The sequence below is a fragment of the Christensenella massiliensis genome, from assembly GCF_040409835.1.
GTDB classification, from domain to species: domain Bacteria; phylum Bacillota; class Clostridia; order Christensenellales; family Christensenellaceae; genus Christensenella; species Christensenella massiliensis.
Genome location: NZ_CP117826.1, coordinates 406,309 through 423,255, shown reverse-complemented (window position 1 = coordinate 423,255; position 16,947 = coordinate 406,309). Strand labels below are relative to the sequence as shown.

Annotated in this window: 12 protein-coding genes; all 12 read left to right on the top strand. The window is 47.8% G+C overall.

The window, feature by feature from the left end; translation table 11 throughout:
- The first annotated feature begins 13 nt into the window (after nucleotides 1-13).
- The 12 genes from PUP29_RS02080 (at nucleotide 14) to PUP29_RS02025 (ending at nucleotide 16,946) form a co-directional block, all read left to right on the top strand.
- Nucleotides 14-3,244, top strand: a complete 3,231-nt coding sequence (locus tag PUP29_RS02080; protein ID WP_079547479.1) for a glycosyltransferase family 39 protein — start codon at nucleotides 14-16, stop codon at nucleotides 3,242-3,244.
- A 20-nt stretch (nucleotides 3,245-3,264) separates the two neighbouring features.
- Nucleotides 3,265-4,812, top strand: coding sequence for a YifB family Mg chelatase-like AAA ATPase (locus PUP29_RS02075; RefSeq protein ID WP_079547480.1), 1,548 nt, complete (start codon nucleotides 3,265-3,267; stop codon nucleotides 4,810-4,812).
- On the top strand, nucleotides 4,805-5,911 hold the full coding sequence (dprA, locus tag PUP29_RS02070) for a DNA-processing protein DprA (RefSeq protein ID WP_353423729.1): 1,107 nt from the start codon (nucleotides 4,805-4,807) through the stop codon (nucleotides 5,909-5,911). Before PUP29_RS02075 ends, dprA begins: the two co-directional genes overlap by 8 nt.
- A gap of 64 nt (nucleotides 5,912-5,975) precedes the next feature.
- On the top strand, nucleotides 5,976-8,156 hold the full coding sequence (gene topA, locus PUP29_RS02065) for a type I DNA topoisomerase (protein WP_079547482.1): 2,181 nt from the start codon (nucleotides 5,976-5,978) through the stop codon (nucleotides 8,154-8,156).
- Complete coding sequence (trmFO, locus tag PUP29_RS02060) at nucleotides 8,137-9,456, top strand: methylenetetrahydrofolate--tRNA-(uracil(54)-C(5))-methyltransferase (FADH(2)-oxidizing) TrmFO (protein WP_079547483.1); 1,320 nt, start codon at nucleotides 8,137-8,139, stop codon at nucleotides 9,454-9,456. Before topA ends, trmFO begins: the two co-directional genes overlap by 20 nt.
- A 13-nt stretch (nucleotides 9,457-9,469) precedes the next feature.
- Nucleotides 9,470-10,003 carry an ATP-dependent protease subunit HslV gene (hslV, locus tag PUP29_RS02055; protein ID WP_079547484.1) on the top strand — a complete coding sequence of 178 codons (534 nt, stop codon included), beginning with the start codon at nucleotides 9,470-9,472 and terminating at the stop codon, nucleotides 10,001-10,003.
- Nucleotides 10,004-10,012: 9 nt separating this feature from the next.
- On the top strand, nucleotides 10,013-11,392 hold the full coding sequence (gene hslU, locus PUP29_RS02050) for an ATP-dependent protease ATPase subunit HslU (RefSeq protein ID WP_079547485.1): 1,380 nt from the start codon (nucleotides 10,013-10,015) through the stop codon (nucleotides 11,390-11,392).
- A gap of 146 nt (nucleotides 11,393-11,538) precedes the next feature.
- Nucleotides 11,539-13,176 carry a ribonuclease J gene (locus PUP29_RS02045; protein ID WP_353424043.1) on the top strand — a complete coding sequence of 546 codons (1,638 nt, stop codon included), beginning with the start codon at nucleotides 11,539-11,541 and terminating at the stop codon, nucleotides 13,174-13,176.
- A gap of 13 nt (nucleotides 13,177-13,189) precedes the next feature.
- Nucleotides 13,190-13,543: a YlbF family regulator gene (locus PUP29_RS02040; RefSeq protein ID WP_079547487.1), complete on the top strand. Its 354-nt coding sequence runs from the start codon at nucleotides 13,190-13,192 to the stop codon at nucleotides 13,541-13,543.
- A gap of 17 nt (nucleotides 13,544-13,560) precedes the next feature.
- Nucleotides 13,561-14,871, top strand: a complete 1,311-nt coding sequence (mltG, locus tag PUP29_RS02035; RefSeq protein WP_353423728.1) for an endolytic transglycosylase MltG — start codon at nucleotides 13,561-13,563, stop codon at nucleotides 14,869-14,871.
- A complete protein-coding gene (locus PUP29_RS02030; RefSeq protein ID WP_353423726.1) occupies nucleotides 14,868-16,085 on the top strand; it encodes a peptidase U32 family protein in 1,218 nt (405 codons plus the stop codon). The genes mltG and PUP29_RS02030 overlap by 4 nt, the downstream gene beginning before the upstream one ends.
- A 12-nt stretch (nucleotides 16,086-16,097) precedes the next feature.
- Nucleotides 16,098-16,946: a TIM barrel protein gene (locus tag PUP29_RS02025; protein ID WP_079547490.1), complete on the top strand. Its 849-nt coding sequence runs from the start codon at nucleotides 16,098-16,100 to the stop codon at nucleotides 16,944-16,946.
- Nucleotide 16,947 lies beyond the last annotated feature (1 nt).

Sequence of the window (16,947 nt, the reverse complement as noted above, 5' to 3'; positions counted from 1 at the left end):
ATGGTGGTATTTTATGGAAGCTCAAAATGAACTGATCGTATGGTTTACCGTGATAGGCGTTATTTTTCTTTTTTTGATCGCCTATTTGTATTATGGAAAAAAGACGAGAAATCCTTTTGAAAGGCCGCTGCCGGCGGGAATGCTTTTTGCTATATTTGCCGCTGCAGCCGTTTTGATCAGACTTATACTCGCCTATTCGCTTCCGGGTTATGTAACGGATCTGGATTGCTTTAAAGCATGGGCTAATTATTCTTATACGGGTGGTCTGGAAAATTTTTATACCAGCGATTTTTTTGCAGACTATCCTCCCGTATATATTTATGTACTATATTTCTTTGGCTTCCTGCAAAATGCTCTTTCTTTGAATCTCGGAGGTCCTGAGTTCGCCTTATTGATTCATATTCCGGCTATCTTCTGTGATATTCTGGCAGCCTATCTTGTTTATAAACTGGCGCGTACGAGATTTCGTCCGGAACTTGCGCTTCTATTGGGTGCCCTCATTTTATTCAACCCGGCAGCGATCTTTAATTCCAGTATATGGGGCCAGATCGATATTCTGATTACACTTGCCATTGTGCTCGTTATCTATCTGCTTGTCAAAAAGCGGCCTGTCCTTGCTTCTGCGGCATTTATGGCCGCCTTTCTTCTGAAGCCTCAGGCGATCATGATATTACCGCTCCTGCTGTTTGTTTTGATACGCAATATCATTATTTCCCGGGATAAGAAAAAAGAGATCGGAAAGCTGCTTGCTTCTCTTGGCGTTATGGCCGGCCTTTTTTTCCTGATCCCATTGCCGTTCGGAAACGGTCAGGAGCCTTTATGGCTTTTCAAACAAATGATAGAAACGATGGGGCAATACGATCAGGCTTCTCTCAACGCCTTTAACCTATTTGCGCTCCTTGGCCAAAATTTTGTTCCTGCGGATCAGGCTGTATTCTTAGGGCTTCCCGCTAATGTATGGGGCTCCATTATGATCGCGCTTGTATGCGCATATTCACTTTTTTTGTTCATCAAAAATCAGAGCAGGGAATTTCTGTTTGCTCTTGCTGCATTTATCATAATGGGCGTATTTTTTCTCGGCCACGGGATGCACGACCGCTATTTGTTCCCGGTACCGTTCTTGCTGCTCTTCGCGTTTATTTTTATGAAAGACAGACGCCTCATATGGCCGGTCGTCCTCAACTTTATCGTACTTCTTCTGAATCAGAGCATTTCTCTCTATTATTATCAGGTTTTGATTCCCGAAGCATGGACCATCAGCGTATCGGCAGTATGCATGGCAGTTTTTGTCTATACAGCAATTATTATTACAAAGCTGGCAGTCAGCCCCGTACAGCAGAAAGCAGAGGATACCGATGTTTCCGCTATGGAAACGCTTGAGAAACCGCCTGCCCAAATACGTCTTGAAACCTTTCAAGAGAAAAAAACGCTCAATAAAAAGGACGGCTTGTTGATGCTGGCCATTTCTGCGATTTATGCTGTCGTAGCCTTTACGAATCTCGGTGCATTTCAGATTCCGGAAACATCCGCACTGCTTGAGGATGAGCCGATCGTAATAGAGCTTCCTGCAGAAGAACAAATTTCTACGATCGAATACTACGCGGGTTATGGGGAAGGGAATTTTATCTTTTCTTATTCGGACGACGGAAAAGCTTATACGCCTGTCGTTCTTGAGAAGGGTGAAACAAAGCTTTCGGAGATCGAACATAAATTTGCCAATATGTATAAATGGCAGATCTATACGGTAGATATTCAAGCGAAATATATTAAAATCGAACCGATCTCCGGCTCTCTGCCGGTTTTGGAGGCCGCTTTTAAAAACGAGCAGGGAGAATTGATCGTACCGGAGAAAGTTATTCCTTCCTCTGCGCAGGCACTTTTTGACGAACAGGCACTCGTTCCTGAAGAGTCTACCTATATGACGGACTTCTATTTTGATGAAATTTACCACGTCCGGACGGCGTATGAAAATATTCATGGTATAGAGCCTTATGAAATTACACATCCTCCGCTTGGCAAGCTGATACTTGCCTGTGGTATCCAGCTGTTTGGGATGAATCCATTCGGCTGGCGCTTTATGGGGACATTGACCGGCGTTCTGATGCTTCCCGTCATGTATATTTTTGCGAAAATGCTCTTCAAAAAGAGCAAATATGCAGCGATCGCGACAATTCTATTTGCTGCGGACTTTATGCATTTCGCGCAGACGAGGATCGGGACCATAGACAGCTATAGCATATTATGGATCATGCTGATGTACTTGTTTATGTACCGTTTTACGCAGAGCAATTTCAACTGCCAGAAAATATCGAAATCTCTCGTTCCTCTTGCACTATGCGGTCTGTTTTTCGGCATCGGCGCAGCAACAAAATGGTTATGCATTTATGCAGGCGCAGGTCTGGCGGTGATATTCTTTATTACGCTGTATAAGCGCTACAAAGAATACCGGTTTGCACGTGAACAATTGCTTGCTCATGAGACAGGCAGGGCATCTGATTCCGGCGGCCTTTCTCTCTACCGTTCCATCGTCAGAAAATATAAAATCAATGTTGCGCTTATCCTGTGCTGGTGCGTGCTGTTCTTCATCATCATTCCTGCGGTCATTTATGTCGCTTCCTATTATCCCTATACAGTTGTTATACAGGGAGAAGCATATCAATTTATCGTGCCCGGGAATCTTAAAGAGCATCACAGTATTATCGGAAACCAGTTTTATATGCTCAATTATCACTCTACGCTCAATCCGGATCACGTTCATCCTTTCTCATCAATGTGGTATACATGGCCGTTGGATGTCCGTCCGGTACTGTTTTTTAACGGACATAACGATGCGAACTATACGACCTCCACACTTTCTACTATGGGAAATCCGCTTCTTTGGTGGGCGGGGGTCGTTGCGTGCTTCTGGCTCATTATAGATTCCGCGCGCGGCAAGCACCGTAATTATGGCGTTATGTTTACCGCTATTGCCGCGCTTTCACAGTTTATGCCGTGGTGGTTCGTTACGCGCGAGGTCTTTATTTACCACTATTTTGCGACGGTACCGTTCCTGATCATTCTCGTCGTATACTGGCTGAAAAACATCGAAAGCGACTTTAAATACGGGAAATATTTTATGTGGGAATTTGTGATTGCCTGCATCGCCATGTTCGCGCTCTTTTATCCGGTCATCACTGGCATTCCATTCAATACGGATTATATAACGAATCTCCGCTGGCTGCCGTCGTGGCCGTTTTATGGTTGAGATAAGGAGGGGATGGGAATTTGCTGGCTAAGGTTCTGAGCTTTGGACTTCAGGGACTTGAGGGATATCCCGTCTTGGTGGAGGCGGACGTTTATAATGGCTTACCGGCATATGAACTTGTCGGACTTCCGGACACGGCGGTCAAGGAATCTAAAGAACGCGTCCGTTCTGCAATCAAAAATTCAGGATTCGAATATCCGGCAAAGCGTATCACGGTAAATCTTGCGCCTGCTGATATGAAAAAGGAGGGACCGCTGTATGATCTGGCTATCGCCGTCGGTCTTTTGGCTGCGAGCGATCAGGTGCTTCCCGATTTTTTGAAATATATGGTGATTTTTGGCGAGCTTTCCTTGAACGGCGACGTGAGACCTGTCAATGGAATATTGCCTCTTGTAATAGAGGCGAGGAAACGCGGTTTTAATCTGATGGTCGTTCCTTACGAGAATGCGCGGGAAGCAAGCTATATCAACGATGTACGCATCCTGCCGGTCAGAAATCTTAGGGAGCTATCCAAAATACTGAATAAACAGGAAAAGCCTGTTTTTGATTCGGTATCCCAATGGAAAGCACCGGAGCACCAGAGTCCGGATATCGATTTCAGCATGATAAAGGGGCAGGAAAAGGCCAAGCGTGCAATGGAGATCGCGGCTGCAGGCGGTCATAATATTCTATTGATTGGCCCGCCGGGGTCCGGTAAAAGCATGCTCGCAAAATCGCTCCCCGGTATACTTCCGGATTTTACCTTTGAAGAAGCGCTTGAGGTAACAAAGATACATTCGATAGCCGGCGAGCTGCGCAGCCAAAATCAGGAAATCGTATGCAGGCGGCCATTTCGCAGTCCGCATCATACATCTTCCGCGGCCGCGGTGATCGGCGGCGGTGCAAAAAGCCGTCCCGGGGAAATCAGCCTTGCCCATAGGGGAGTTCTGTATTTTGACGAGCTTCCTGAATTTAATCGCGCGCTACTCGAAGCGCTCAGGCAGCCGTTGGAGGATGGGATCATATCGATCTCACGGGCAAATGCAAAGGTTTCCTATCCGGCTGATTTCATGTTTGTTGCCTCTATGAATCCCTGTCCGTGTGGAAATTTCGGTTCGGAGGATGCGGAATGCAGATGCAGCCCCGGGCAGATCGCGCGTTATCTTTCAAGGATATCAGGCCCTTTGCTTGACCGGATCGATCTTCATATAGAGGTTGACAGAGTACGTTATGACGATATCCGCAGTAAAAAAGCACAGGAAAGTTCGGCGGAAGTACGAACCCGCGTCAACGAAGCGCGCAGGCTGCAGAACGAACGTTACCGGGAAATCAGAAAATTTTGCAATGCACAGCTTTCCTCGGGTCAGATCGGAAAATACTGTGAAGTTGAGCCGCAGGCGGAGACCCTTTTGAAGAGCGCATACGAAAAGCTGAAGCTGAGCGCACGGTCCTATACGCGGGTCGTGTTGGTCGCGCGTACGATTGCGGATTTGGAGCGAAGCAAAACCGTACAGGCCGCGCATGTTGCGGAGGCGATACAATACCGGACGCTTGACAGAAAATATTGGGGGAATTCTTTTCATGACTGATATCACGCAGGAAGAACGGTATTGGCTGTGGTTCTCTTCGATCGACGGGATAGGCCCGGTACGATTTTATGATACGCTTAGCGTGTTTACGGATATCAGCAGTGCTTTCAGAGAATGCCGCTCCATTACAGCACGAGTACAGTCGGTCGGCAAAAAATATGAGCAGGCGATTTGCCAAAGTGCAAACGAAGCGTATATAGACCGAATTTTAGAACGCTGCTATCAAAAAGATATCCATATATTGACCCGTTTGAACAGAAACTATCCGCAAACACTGGCTGAAATAGAAAATCCGCCGCCGGTCCTGTTTTATAGGGGAACGCTTCCGAATTTTGACGATAAGTCCTGCGCGGTCGTCGGCTCGCGCAGGCCCACCAAAAATGGGTTTTCAACCATCCGCAGTCTTGCAGGCGGACTCGCGAATGAGCAGGTTGTGATCGTATCGGGGATGGCGCGCGGCATCGATACAGCCGCTCATATGGGCGCGCTCGATTCCGGCGGGATCACTGCTGCGGTTCTCGGCTGCGGCGCAGATGTTGTATATCCTCTTGAAAATAGAGATTTGTATGAAAAGATTTTGGAAAAGGGCGCAATTATTTCGGAATTTCTTCCCGGCGTGGAACCTAAGCCTCAATTTTTTCCGCAGCGCAACCGGATCGTATCCGGTCTTTCCAGCGTTTTAGTAGCGGGCGAAGGCGGCGAGCGCAGCGGCGCGCGAATCACGGTGGATTATGCTCTCCGGCAGGGCCGGGATGTATATACGACGGCCTGCGACATGAAATCGCCAATGGCGAAGCTGCCGCTTTATCTTATGGAAGCGGGGGCTCCTCTGGCGCGCAGTGCGGCCGATATTATGCATGGAATGGGTTGGCCGTCTGTCAATAAAGAATTACCGCAAAACAACGACGCTGAAATAAATGGGCTTGATTTATCGGAGTCCCGGATATATAATCTGCTTTTAAAGGAGCATTTATCGGCTAGCAATCTTGCGGAGGAAACAAAGCTTCCTATCCGCGAGGTCAATATTCTTCTGACCGTAATGGAATTGAAGGGATTGATCGAGGGAATTCCGGGCGGAAAGTTTAGAATTAACAGTTAATTTACATTAAGTATGCTTTTTGTGATTATAATATATAGTATTAGTTAGAATTTGGAGGAAGAGAATGGCGAAGGAAGCGACTGGCACTGCCGGGAAAACAGCTGCAAAAAAGAAGACGGCAAAGAAAACGGCAGGAAGCACAAAAGCGTCCAACCGGAAGCTAGTCATTGTGGAGTCTCCCGCAAAGGCTAAGACGATCGAAAAATTTTTGGGGAAGGGCTACACAGTGCGTGCCTCGAACGGCCACCTTCGGGATTTACCAAAAAGTAAAATCGGGGTAGATATTGAAAACAATTTTGAGCCGGAATATACAACGATTCGCGGTAAGGCTCAATTGATCAAGGCGTTAAAAGATGAAGCAAAAAAATCTTCGCGTGTCTATCTTGCGACAGACCCAGACCGTGAAGGAGAAGCGATATCGTGGCATATCGCAAATTTACTTGGGCTCGACCCGGCGGACGCAAGCAGGATCGAATTCAATGAAATCACAAAAGACGCAGTTACAGCAGCGATCAAAACGCCGCGCAAAATCGATATGGACCGCGTAGACGCACAGCAGGCGCGCCGCGTTCTTGACAGGCTTGTCGGATATAAACTAAGCCCTTTGCTTTGGAAAAAAGTGAAAAAGGGACTTTCTGCCGGACGCGTGCAAAGCGTTGCTGTCAAGGTGATCGTGGACCGCGAGAATGAAATACGCAGTTTTAAGCCTGAAGAATTCTGGACGATCAGTGCGAATCTGAGGAAAGACGAACAGGAATTTGAGGCAAAATATTACGGAATGGCCGGGAAGAAAGCGGCACTCTCTACGGAAGCCGATGCGGCGGCCGTTTTGAAAGCAGTGGATGGCGCAGATTTTATCGTATCGAAAGTAAAAAGCGGTACAAGAAAGAAAAATGCGCTTCCTCCTTTTACAACCAGCTTCTTGCAGCAATCCGCTTCCGGGAAGCTTGGATTTACTGCTAAAAAAACAATGATGCTCGCTCAGATGCTTTATGAGGGCGTACCTCTTGAAGATGGAAATACCGTCGGTCTCATCACCTATATGAGAACCGATTCCACGCGTGTGTCTGCAGAAGCGCAGGCTGCTGCACTGAGCCACATCAGCAAGGTTTATGGAACGGAATACGCGCCGGAGAAGCCAAATATTTATAAAGGCCGCAAAAATGCGCAGGACGCGCATGAGGCGATTCGGCCTACCTATATCGAGAATACGCCGGAACGGATAAAGCAATATCTTACACCTGACCAATATAAGCTCTATAAGCTGATTTATACACGTTTTCTTGCCAGTCAGATGATGCCGGCAAAATTTGAAACCCTTGGTTACGACATTGAGGCGAACGGCCATACCTTTAAAGCAAGCGGCTCCCGCATTTTGTTCAAAGGCCATCTGGCGGTATATGATTCGCGCACGGATGATGACGAGCAAAAAATGCTTCCCCGTGCGGAGGAGGGGGAAGCGCTGGAATGTCTCGGCGTCATCCCAAAACAAAATTTCACGCAGCCGCCGGCACGTTACACGGAAGCGGCTCTCATCAAATTTCTCGAGGAGCGCGGTATCGGACGTCCGAGCACATACGCCCCTATTATTTCAACCATTCAGGACCGCGGCTATGTTCAGAAGGAGGCGAGGTCTTTCGTGCCGACAGAGCTGGGAGAGATCGTAACGGAGCTGATGGCAAAAAACTTTTCCGATATCGTCGATATTGCGTTTACAGCAGATATGGAAGAAAAGCTTGACGGCGTAGAACAGGAAGGGAACGATTGGAAAAAAGTTATCAGCGATTTTTACGGGCCGTTTGAAAAAGATTTGGAAAACGGCGAAAAAAATATAGAGCGTGTAAAGCTTCCGGAAAAAATATCGGATGTTATCTGCGAGAAATGCGGCGCAAACATGGTCTATAAAACAGGACGGTTCGGCGAATTTTTAGCATGTCCAAATTATCCGGAATGCAAAAATACCAAGCCAATCGTCAAGCAAATCGATGTGCCTTGCCCGAAATGCGGCGGCAAGGTCGTCGTAAAACGCGCGGGGAAATCCGGAAAGAGTTTCTATGGATGTGAAAATTATCCGGAATGCGATTTCGTATCGTGGGATAAGCCTCTCGATGAAAAATGCCCTGAATGCGGAGCCTATATGGTAGAAGCAAAATTTCGTTATGGCGGCAAGACATATAAGAAGTGTTCCAATCCTGAATGTGTGACGAACCAGAAGAAGAAAACAGATGCAAAAAAAGAAAGTTAACGTAATTGGCGCGGGCCTTGCGGGATGCGAATGCGCTTATCAGCTCGCGCGGCGCGGGGTTCCGGTCCGCCTCTATGAGATGAAACCCGGCAAAAAAACACCGGCGCATGTAAGCGGGCTGTTTGCGGAGCTTGTATGCAGCAATTCCTTGAGATCGGACCGCATTTGTAATGCCGCAGGCCTTTTAAAAGAAGAAATGCGTCTTTTGGGAAGCCTTATCATGCAGGCCGCCGATGCAACGCGCGTTGCAGCCGGCGGAGCGCTCGCGGTCGACAGAAACGCTTTTTCCGAGTATATCACGCGGGAGATCCGGCAAAACGATTTGATCGAGATCGTGCCTGCTGAAGTGAGCGATCTTTCCATATTTCAGGATGAATTTGTAGTAGTTGCAAGCGGGCCGCTGACCTCTGATGTGTTATCCGATGCAATTATGGAAGCGACAGGAGAAGAATATCTTCACTTTTTTGATGCGGCGGCTCCGATCGTCTCGGCGGAAAGCATCGATATGGGATATGCTTTTTTTGCATCCCGTTATGACCGGGGAAGCGATTATGTCAACTGTCCGATGACGAAAGACGAATATGAAGTGTTTTATCATGCACTGCTTCGCGCGGAATGCGCCGAGCTCCATGAATTTGAAAACACATGCGTATTCGAAGGATGTATGCCTGTGGAAACGATGGCGTCGCGCGGCCACGACACCTTGCTGTTTGGTCCTTTAAAGCCAAAGGGGCTTATTGATCCCAAAACAGGCAGGGAACCATTTGCAGTCGTACAGCTGCGTAAAGAAAACGAGGACGGCAGTATGTATAACATCGTCGGTTTTCAGACGCATCTGAAGTTTCCGGAGCAAAAAAAGGTATTCGGCCTTATTCCTGCGTTGAAGAACGCAGAATTCCTGCGGTATGGAGTTATGCATCGAAATACATTTCTGAATGCTCCGCAGCTTCTGGACCGCTATTACCGCTTGCGCAAGAATCCGGCGATTCGTTTTGCCGGACAGATCACAGGAGTCGAAGGATATGTGGAAAGTACCTCCAGCGGACTTTTGGCCGGAATATTCACGGCGTGCGAATATTTGGGAAAGCCTCAGCCGGAGTTCAATGACGACACTGCATCCGGCGCTCTGTGCGCCCATGTTTCGGGGGCGATTTCCGGGAATTTTCAGCCGATGAATATCAATTTTGGGATCATGCAGCCGCTTGGATACAAAATCAGAAACAAGGAAGAAAAAAATACACGTATTGCAGAGCGTGCTCTTGCTAAAATAAAAACGACGGTCCGTGAATACGGATTATAAACGGAGGATATCGATGGGATTGAAAGGAACGACAATATTAGCAGTAAAAAAAGGCGGCCAATGCGCGATTGCAGGCGATGGTCAGGTGACGCTCGGCGAAAGCGTCATCATGAAAAAAGGGGCGACCAAGGTCCGCAGGATCTATGGAGACAAGGTCGTGATCGGCTTTGCCGGAAGCGTGGCAGATGCTTTTGCGCTATCTGAAAAATTTGAGGCCAAGCTCGAGGAATATGGCGGAAGTTTGCAGCGCAGCGCCGTTGAACTGGCACAGGATTGGCGCAGCGATAAAGCGATGCGGCAGCTTGAAGCAATGCTGATTGCGGCAGACAAAGAAAATCTTTTGATCATTTCCGGTACCGGCGAGGTCATCGAACCGGATGACGGCGTATGTGCAATCGGCTCGGGAGGAACGTACGCGCTTGCTGCAGCCCGCGCGCTTATCCAGAATACAGAGCTTCCGGCAGCAGAAATTGCATATAAAGGCTTGAAGATCGCAAGTGAGATCTGTGTGTATACAAACGACAATATTACAGTAGAAGAAGTGTAGGTGAAATGAATGTCATATTTAACGCCAAAAGAAATTGTAACAGAGTTGGATAAATATATTATCGGACAGGATAAAGCGAAAAAGGCAGTAGCGATCGCGCTGCGAAACCGTTACCGCAGGAGCCTGCTCGAACCGGAGATGCGGGAAGAGATCACGCCGAAAAATATTATTATGATGGGCCCGACCGGGGTTGGTAAAACAGAGATCGCCCGGCGTCTTGCAAAACTGATGGATGCTCCTTTTGTTAAGGTGGAGGCAACAAAATTTACAGAGGTCGGCTATGTGGGCCGCGATGTGGAATCTATGGTGCGCGACCTTGTCGAGGCTTCTATTCGTATGGTAAAGCAGCAACGGTTCGAAACTGTAAAAAACCGGGCGGCGGCAAATGCGGAAGAACGTCTGGTGGATATTCTCGTTCCCAACAAGCAGGCACGCCAAAATACCAATCCGCTCGGCGCACTTTTCGGCGCGCCTCAAATCGAAGCGGCGCCGGCAGAGAGCGATGAAGAAAAACAGAAGCGCATGTCCCGTCGGGACGAGATACGCGCAAACCTTCGTGCCGGAAAGCTGGATCATTTGGTGATAGAGCTTGAAGTAGAAGTCAGTCAGGGAATGGGTATGGAAATCCCCGGTATGGGCGGAGAAAGCATGGGGGATCTTCTCTCGGGGATTCTGCCGCCTAAAAAGAAGAAACGAAAGGTAAATCTGATCGAGGCAAGAAAAATTTTGGAACAGGAAGAAGCTGAAAAACTGATCGACATGGACGAAGTCACCCAAACCGCAATCGAACGGGCAGAGCAGGACGGCATCATCTTTCTGGACGAGATCGATAAAGTCGCCGGAAAGGGAGCCGGAAACGGTCCCGATGTTTCCCGCGAGGGAGTCCAGCGGGATATCCTGCCTATTGTAGAGGGAAGTACAGTCGTTACGAAATACGGCCCTGTCAAAACGGATTATATGCTTTTTATTGCAGCGGGAGCGTTCCATGTAGCTAAAATATCAGACCTGATCCCAGAGCTTCAAGGGCGTTTTCCCATCAAGGTTGAGCTTGAAAACCTGACAAAAACGGAATTCGAAAGGATTTTAACACAGCCTAAAAATGCGATCACCAAGCAGTACGAAGCATTGCTTGCAGCGGACGGCGTTAATCTGAAATTTACGCCGGATGCTCTGAAGAGGATAGCGGAATTCGCACAGGTCGTCAATGAGAGCACGGAAAATATCGGCGCGCGCAGATTGCATACGATCATGGAAAATCTTCTGGACGATATCTCTTTTAACGCAAGCGGCATCGAGCCTGCCGTAGATGTTGTGATCGACGGCAATTATGTGACAGAGCATCTAAAAAATGAAGAGCAATACACTAATCTGCAAAAATTTATCCTGTAAATGCAGAGTCAGTATATTTATGGTATAATGGTTACAGAAAAGACAGAGTAGAAAAGAGAGATCAATAAAGTTTGGAAAATAAAAGAGTAAAAACAAAGCAGCCGCGGCAAAAGCAACAAAATAAGGCCCCGGCTCCGTCGGTCAAGATCATTCCATTAGGCGGGATCGGCGAGATCGGCAAAAATATGACGGTGATCGAATTTGAGAATGATATCATCGTGATAGATGCGGGAATGATGTTTCCGCGCGAGGAAATGCTCGGCGTCGATTATGTGATAGCCGACACCGCATATTTACAAAAAAATGCACATAAAATCAGAGGTATCTTTTTCACACACGGGCATGAAGACCATATTGGCGGCGTTCCGTATGTTCTTCAGACATTGAATGTCCCCCTGTATGGTTCTACGCTTACGATGGCATTGATCGAAGCTAAATTGGCAGAACATCCGGAAATCGAAGCGGATATCCATGTTGTAAAAAATGGCGACAAAATCAAAGCAGGCGTTTTTACGGTAGAATATATTCATGTCAGCCATTCCATCGATGATGCAATGGCGCTTGCTATTACGACCCCGATCGGCTTGCTCGTTCATACGGGCGATTTTAAGATAGACCTCACGCCTGCCTGCGGAGAGGTCATGGAGCTTTCCCGTTTTGCAGAACTGGGTAAAAAGGGTGTTTTGGCGCTGATGTCTGACAGTACGAACGCGGAGCGGCCGGGCTTCACGATGTCGGAAAGTCAAGTTGGTGAAACATTCGTCAACTATTTCCGGCAGGCCAAGGGAAGGATCGTTGTCGCTTCCTTTGCCTCCAACGTGCATAGGATCCAACAGGTGATCGATGTTGCACGTATCTTCAACCGGAAAATATGCCTTTCCGGGCGGAGTATGATCAAGATCGTGAACGTTACGCGCGAGCTTGGCTATTTGAATGTTGACGACGACATGTTCGTCAGTTTCGATGAATTGAAAAAGCTGCGCGATAATCAGATCGTTATTTTGACGACAGGCAGTCAGGGCGAGACGATGTCGGGCTTGGTACGCATGGCAACAGGCCAGCACGCGAAGCTCAATGTTAAGGAGGGGGACCTCGTTATCATTTCAGCATCACCGATCCCCGGGAATGAGAGATATGTATCGGATGTTATCAATATGCTGTACCGCAAGGGAGCAAGCGTGATCAATGATGCGGTCGATATGGTGCACGTTTCCGGACATGCGTGTGAAGAGGAGCTGAAATTGATGCTTTCCTTGGTCAAACCAAAATTCTTTATTCCGGTCCACGGAGAATACCGGCATCTCTATAAGCATGCGGCTCTTGCGGAAAAAATGGGGCTCAAAAAGAAAAATATTTTTATACCTGAAATCGGTTCTGTGATCGAACTGAACCGCAAAGTAGGCGTTCAAAAGGACACCGTACAATCGGGAAGCGTACTGATAGACGGCCTTGGGGTAGGCGATGTCGGAAATGTTGTTCTCCGCGACAGAAAACAGCTTTCTTCCGACGGCTTGTTCATCATCGTGGTAACGACGTCGAGCGAAACAGGCGAGCTTTTGTCTGCACCGGATATCGTTTCACGGGGCTTTGTTTATATGAAGGAATCGGAAGACCTGCTTGAGCATGCACGCGATCTTGTGATCGATATTGTAGATCATTGCAATGCGAACGGCCTTTCCGATTGGTCGACGCTCAAAAGCTCTATCAAAAAGGAAATATCGAATTACTTATATGATATGACGCAAAGAAGCCCGATGATCCTGCCTATTATTATCGAAGTGTAAAGGAGAACAAAGCATGATAAATATTTATGATAAAGCGAATGAGCTTGCCTCTCTCATCAAGCAAAGCGAAGAATACAAAGCTTATGATAAGATAAAAGATGAAGTATATGAGGATGAGCAGTCCAAACGGATGATCAAGGATTACAAAAAGCTGCAGTTCGAAGCACAGGCGGCTTATCTTACCGGAAAAGAGCCCGAAGCGGAGCTGATGGAGAAAATTCAAAAAATGGGAGAGGTGCTCCAATTCAATCCGAAAATCACTGAATTTTTTTCCGCAGAATATAAATTCAATACGCTTGTTTCCGATATCTATAAAATTATCGGCGAGGCATGCGACGTTGGAGCGAATATGTTTGACGAAGACTGACACAGGAGTGAAAGCCCTTGGCAAAGAAATTGGAAAATCCATATACGGATGATGGAATAGAATACGGCGCGCCGGAAATCCTTTCAAATGGGAAAAAGCCGAAAAAAAAGCCTTCCAAAAAATCAATGTGGAGCAAATTGCGCCCGCTGCTCACGGTCGTGATTAGTTTGGCGATCGTTCTTTGCGTGGCTTTCGGCCTTTTCAATTATGTGAAAGAGCACTACTTTGACCCGGTCGATATAAGCGATACGTCAACGGTGGAGGTCGAGATCCCAAGAGGTTCTTCGCTCAACACCATTTCCGAAATTTTGTATGAAAATGACTTGATCCGCAATACGCAGGTATTCAAGCTTTATGTGGATTTTTCCGATATGTCTTCCAAGCTGAAAGCGGGAACCTATGAGCTTTCCCGCAGCATGACGTTTGACGATATCATCTATACTCTGCAGGAAGGAAACGCAGCGCAGGCGGCTCTTGACGTGCGTTTTATCGAAGGGCGTACTGCGGAAGAGTATGCGCAGCAATTAGTTGATAATTACGGTATTTTAAAGAATACGGAGGATTATATGGAGATCGTCCGTACGGGCGGAGATTTCGTAAATAGCGGCGATTATCCGTTCCTTGCTGAAGCAAAGGCAAAGGATGATGCGCGTCCTGCTGAGCAAAAGCGTTATTCCCTATTGGAGGGATATTTATTCCCGGATACGTACAACGAATATTCGGATGCTTCTGCCGAAACGATCATAGAAGACCAGCTGGATCGCTTCAAGGAGGTCATCAGCATGAAAAAGGAAGGCGAGGAGCAGACTTATCAGGAACGGGCGGCGGAGCTTGGCTGGAGTATCGATGATGTTGTGACGCTTGCTTCTATCATCGAAAAAGAAGCGTCCAAAGCAGAGGATTACGCAAAGGTGTCCGCAGTCTTTCACAACCGTTTGGATTCAGAGGAGGAGTTTGCACATTTTCTGGATTCTGACGCTACGCAGATGTATGGTCTTGGGATTACAGGGCAGATCACGATAGGCGATGAAGAGCTTATGACATCGACGCCATATAATACGCGTCGGAACGGCGTCGGCTTTGCAGGGCTTCCCGCCGGTCCGATCGGCAATCCCGGAAGAGCCGCCATCGAGGCCGCGCTGTATCCGGATGAAAGCCTGATGCAGGAGGGAGAAGAATATTATTACTTCCTTGCAACAGATATAGAAAACGGTGTTGTCGAGTATACCCAGACGCTGGAGGAATTCAACGCATTGAAAGAACAGTGGCAGCCCGTATGGGACGCGCTCGACGCTGAGGCCTCGGCAAATGCGGAAGGTGGACAATGATCGAATTGCTTGCCCCAGCCGGGAATCTTGAGACTCTTGAAACAGCTTTGTATTTTGGCGCTGACGCCATTTATATGGCGGGAAAGCAGTATGGCTTACGGGCATTTGCAGATAATTTTACGGAAGACGGTCTTGCCGCTGCCTCAAGGCTTACGCATGAATACGGAAAAAAGCTGTATGTGACCGTCAATTCTGTCCTTTGGAACAGGGATATACCCGGATTGGAGGGATATCTCCGTTATCTTTCCGAGATACGGGCCGACGGCATTATCGTAACGGACCCTGCGGTTCTTCTGTTGCTGCGGCGTTCCGGCATCCCTCTTGCCGTGCATATCAGTACGCAGGCAAATACGACGAATTATTTGTCTGCTTCTTTTTGGTATGAGCAAGGGGCGGAGCGAATCGTTTTATCTCGCGAGGTATCTCTTGATGACATAGCGGAAATACGGAAAAATGTGCCCGCCGGTCTTGAATTAGAGGCATTTGTACACGGTTCCATGTGTATCGCGCATTCCGGGCGCTGCCTGCTGAGCTCAGTCCTGACAGGCCGGAGCGGCAACCGCGGCGCTTGTGCGCAGCCCTGTCGCTGGGAATACCATCTTTATGAAAAGGGCTATGACGGCCAATACTTCCCAGTATTTGAAGATGATCACGGGACCTATATCATGAACTCACGCGACCTGATGATGATCGAGCATATCCCTGAATTGGTGCAGGCGGGCGTTACGAGTTTTAAAATCGAGGGACGTATGAAATCTGCCTATTATGTTGCTTCCGTTGTGCATGCATACCGCAGGGCCATCGATGCCTACCAGAAGGACCCATCTGCCTACTGCTTTAACGAAAATCTGAAAGAAGAGCTTATAAAGTCCGCGACACGCGGCTTTACTACTGGTTTTTATTTTGGGAATCCCTATGAAGACGGACAGGATACTGTGCGGGATACAGACCCGCGGCGGTATATTTTCACCGGAAAGGTGATCTCAGCGGAAAAAGATGGCTTCATCGAGGTGGAGCAGCGAAATAAATTCAGCGTTGGGGAAAGATTGGAAGTGCTTTCTCCGCGCCTTGAAAGCGCTGCGTTTTTTGTAGAATCAATCAGAGACAGTGACGGAAATATGCAAGAAAGCGCGCCTCATCCGCAGCAGCATGTCCGAATCAATTGCCCCTATGCGCTGCAGCCGGGCGATCTGCTGCGCAGACAGGATGGGTGATAAGGAGATTTTATGATACGATTTGGTCCTGCCGGAAATTCCGAGGCATTTTATGCAGAAGGCAATAAGCATACCTACGAAGCACCAAAATGGCTGTGGGAGCAAGGTTTGAACGCTTTTGAATATTCGTTTGGCAGAGGCGTTAAGCTGAAAGAAGCTACCGCATCAAAGATACGCGAACAAGCGGAGCAATATGATATTGCCGTAAGCGTGCATGCGCCATACTATATCAATCTTGCAAACGACGCGCCGGAGAAATTTGAAAAAAACCTTGCTTATTTTCGGGAATCAACGGCTGCGGCGGGTTATCTCGGCGCACAGCGTATCGTTTTTCATCCCGGTTCCTGCGCCAAGCTGGAGCGCTCGGAAGCATTTCGCAATGTATGTAAAAATCTCAAGGATATTCTCCATGCGCTGCATGAAGAGGGATATCACGATTTTATTTATTGCGCGGAAACGATGGGCAAGCTCAATCAAATTGCCGATCTCGAAGAAGTCTGTATTCTGGCGCAGCTCGATGACTGTATCTATCCGGCGATCGACTTCGGGCATCTCAATGCGCGTACGCTTGGAGGGCTTAGGACGCAGGAGGATTATACGGCCGTTCTGTCCAGTCTCGAAAATAGTGTTGGAAAGGAAAAGACTGATAAAATGCATGTTCATTTTTCTCATATACAGTATACTGACAAAGGGGAAAAGATGCATTTGACGTTCGAAGACCGTGAATGGGGACCCTTTTTTGAACCGTTGGCCGCAGTATTAAAGGCACGGCCGGGCATGGAGCCTGTTATTATCTGTGAATCAAGCGGAACGCAGGCAAAGGATGCAGTAAAAATGAAACGATTATACGAGGAAGCATAAA

Bases quoted from the DNA above. Each gene is read 5' to 3' on its own strand.
- trmFO (WP_079547483.1), top strand. From the start codon at position 8,137: ATGCAAAAAAAGAAAGTTAACGTAATTGGCGCGGGCCTTGCGGGATGC.
- hslU (WP_079547485.1), top strand. From the start codon at position 10,013: ATGTCATATTTAACGCCAAAAGAAATTGTAACAGAGTTGGATAAATAT.
- PUP29_RS02025 (WP_079547490.1), top strand. From the start codon at position 16,098: ATGATACGATTTGGTCCTGCCGGAAATTCCGAGGCATTTTATGCAGAA.
- PUP29_RS02080 (WP_079547479.1), top strand. From the start codon at position 14: ATGGAAGCTCAAAATGAACTGATCGTATGGTTTACCGTGATAGGCGTT.
- hslV (WP_079547484.1), top strand. From the start codon at position 9,470: ATGGGATTGAAAGGAACGACAATATTAGCAGTAAAAAAAGGCGGCCAA.
- PUP29_RS02040 (WP_079547487.1), top strand. From the start codon at position 13,190: ATGATAAATATTTATGATAAAGCGAATGAGCTTGCCTCTCTCATCAAG.
- PUP29_RS02030 (WP_353423726.1), top strand. From the start codon at position 14,868: ATGATCGAATTGCTTGCCCCAGCCGGGAATCTTGAGACTCTTGAAACA.
- dprA (WP_353423729.1), top strand. From the start codon at position 4,805: ATGACTGATATCACGCAGGAAGAACGGTATTGGCTGTGGTTCTCTTCG.
- topA (WP_079547482.1), top strand. From the start codon at position 5,976: ATGGCGAAGGAAGCGACTGGCACTGCCGGGAAAACAGCTGCAAAAAAG.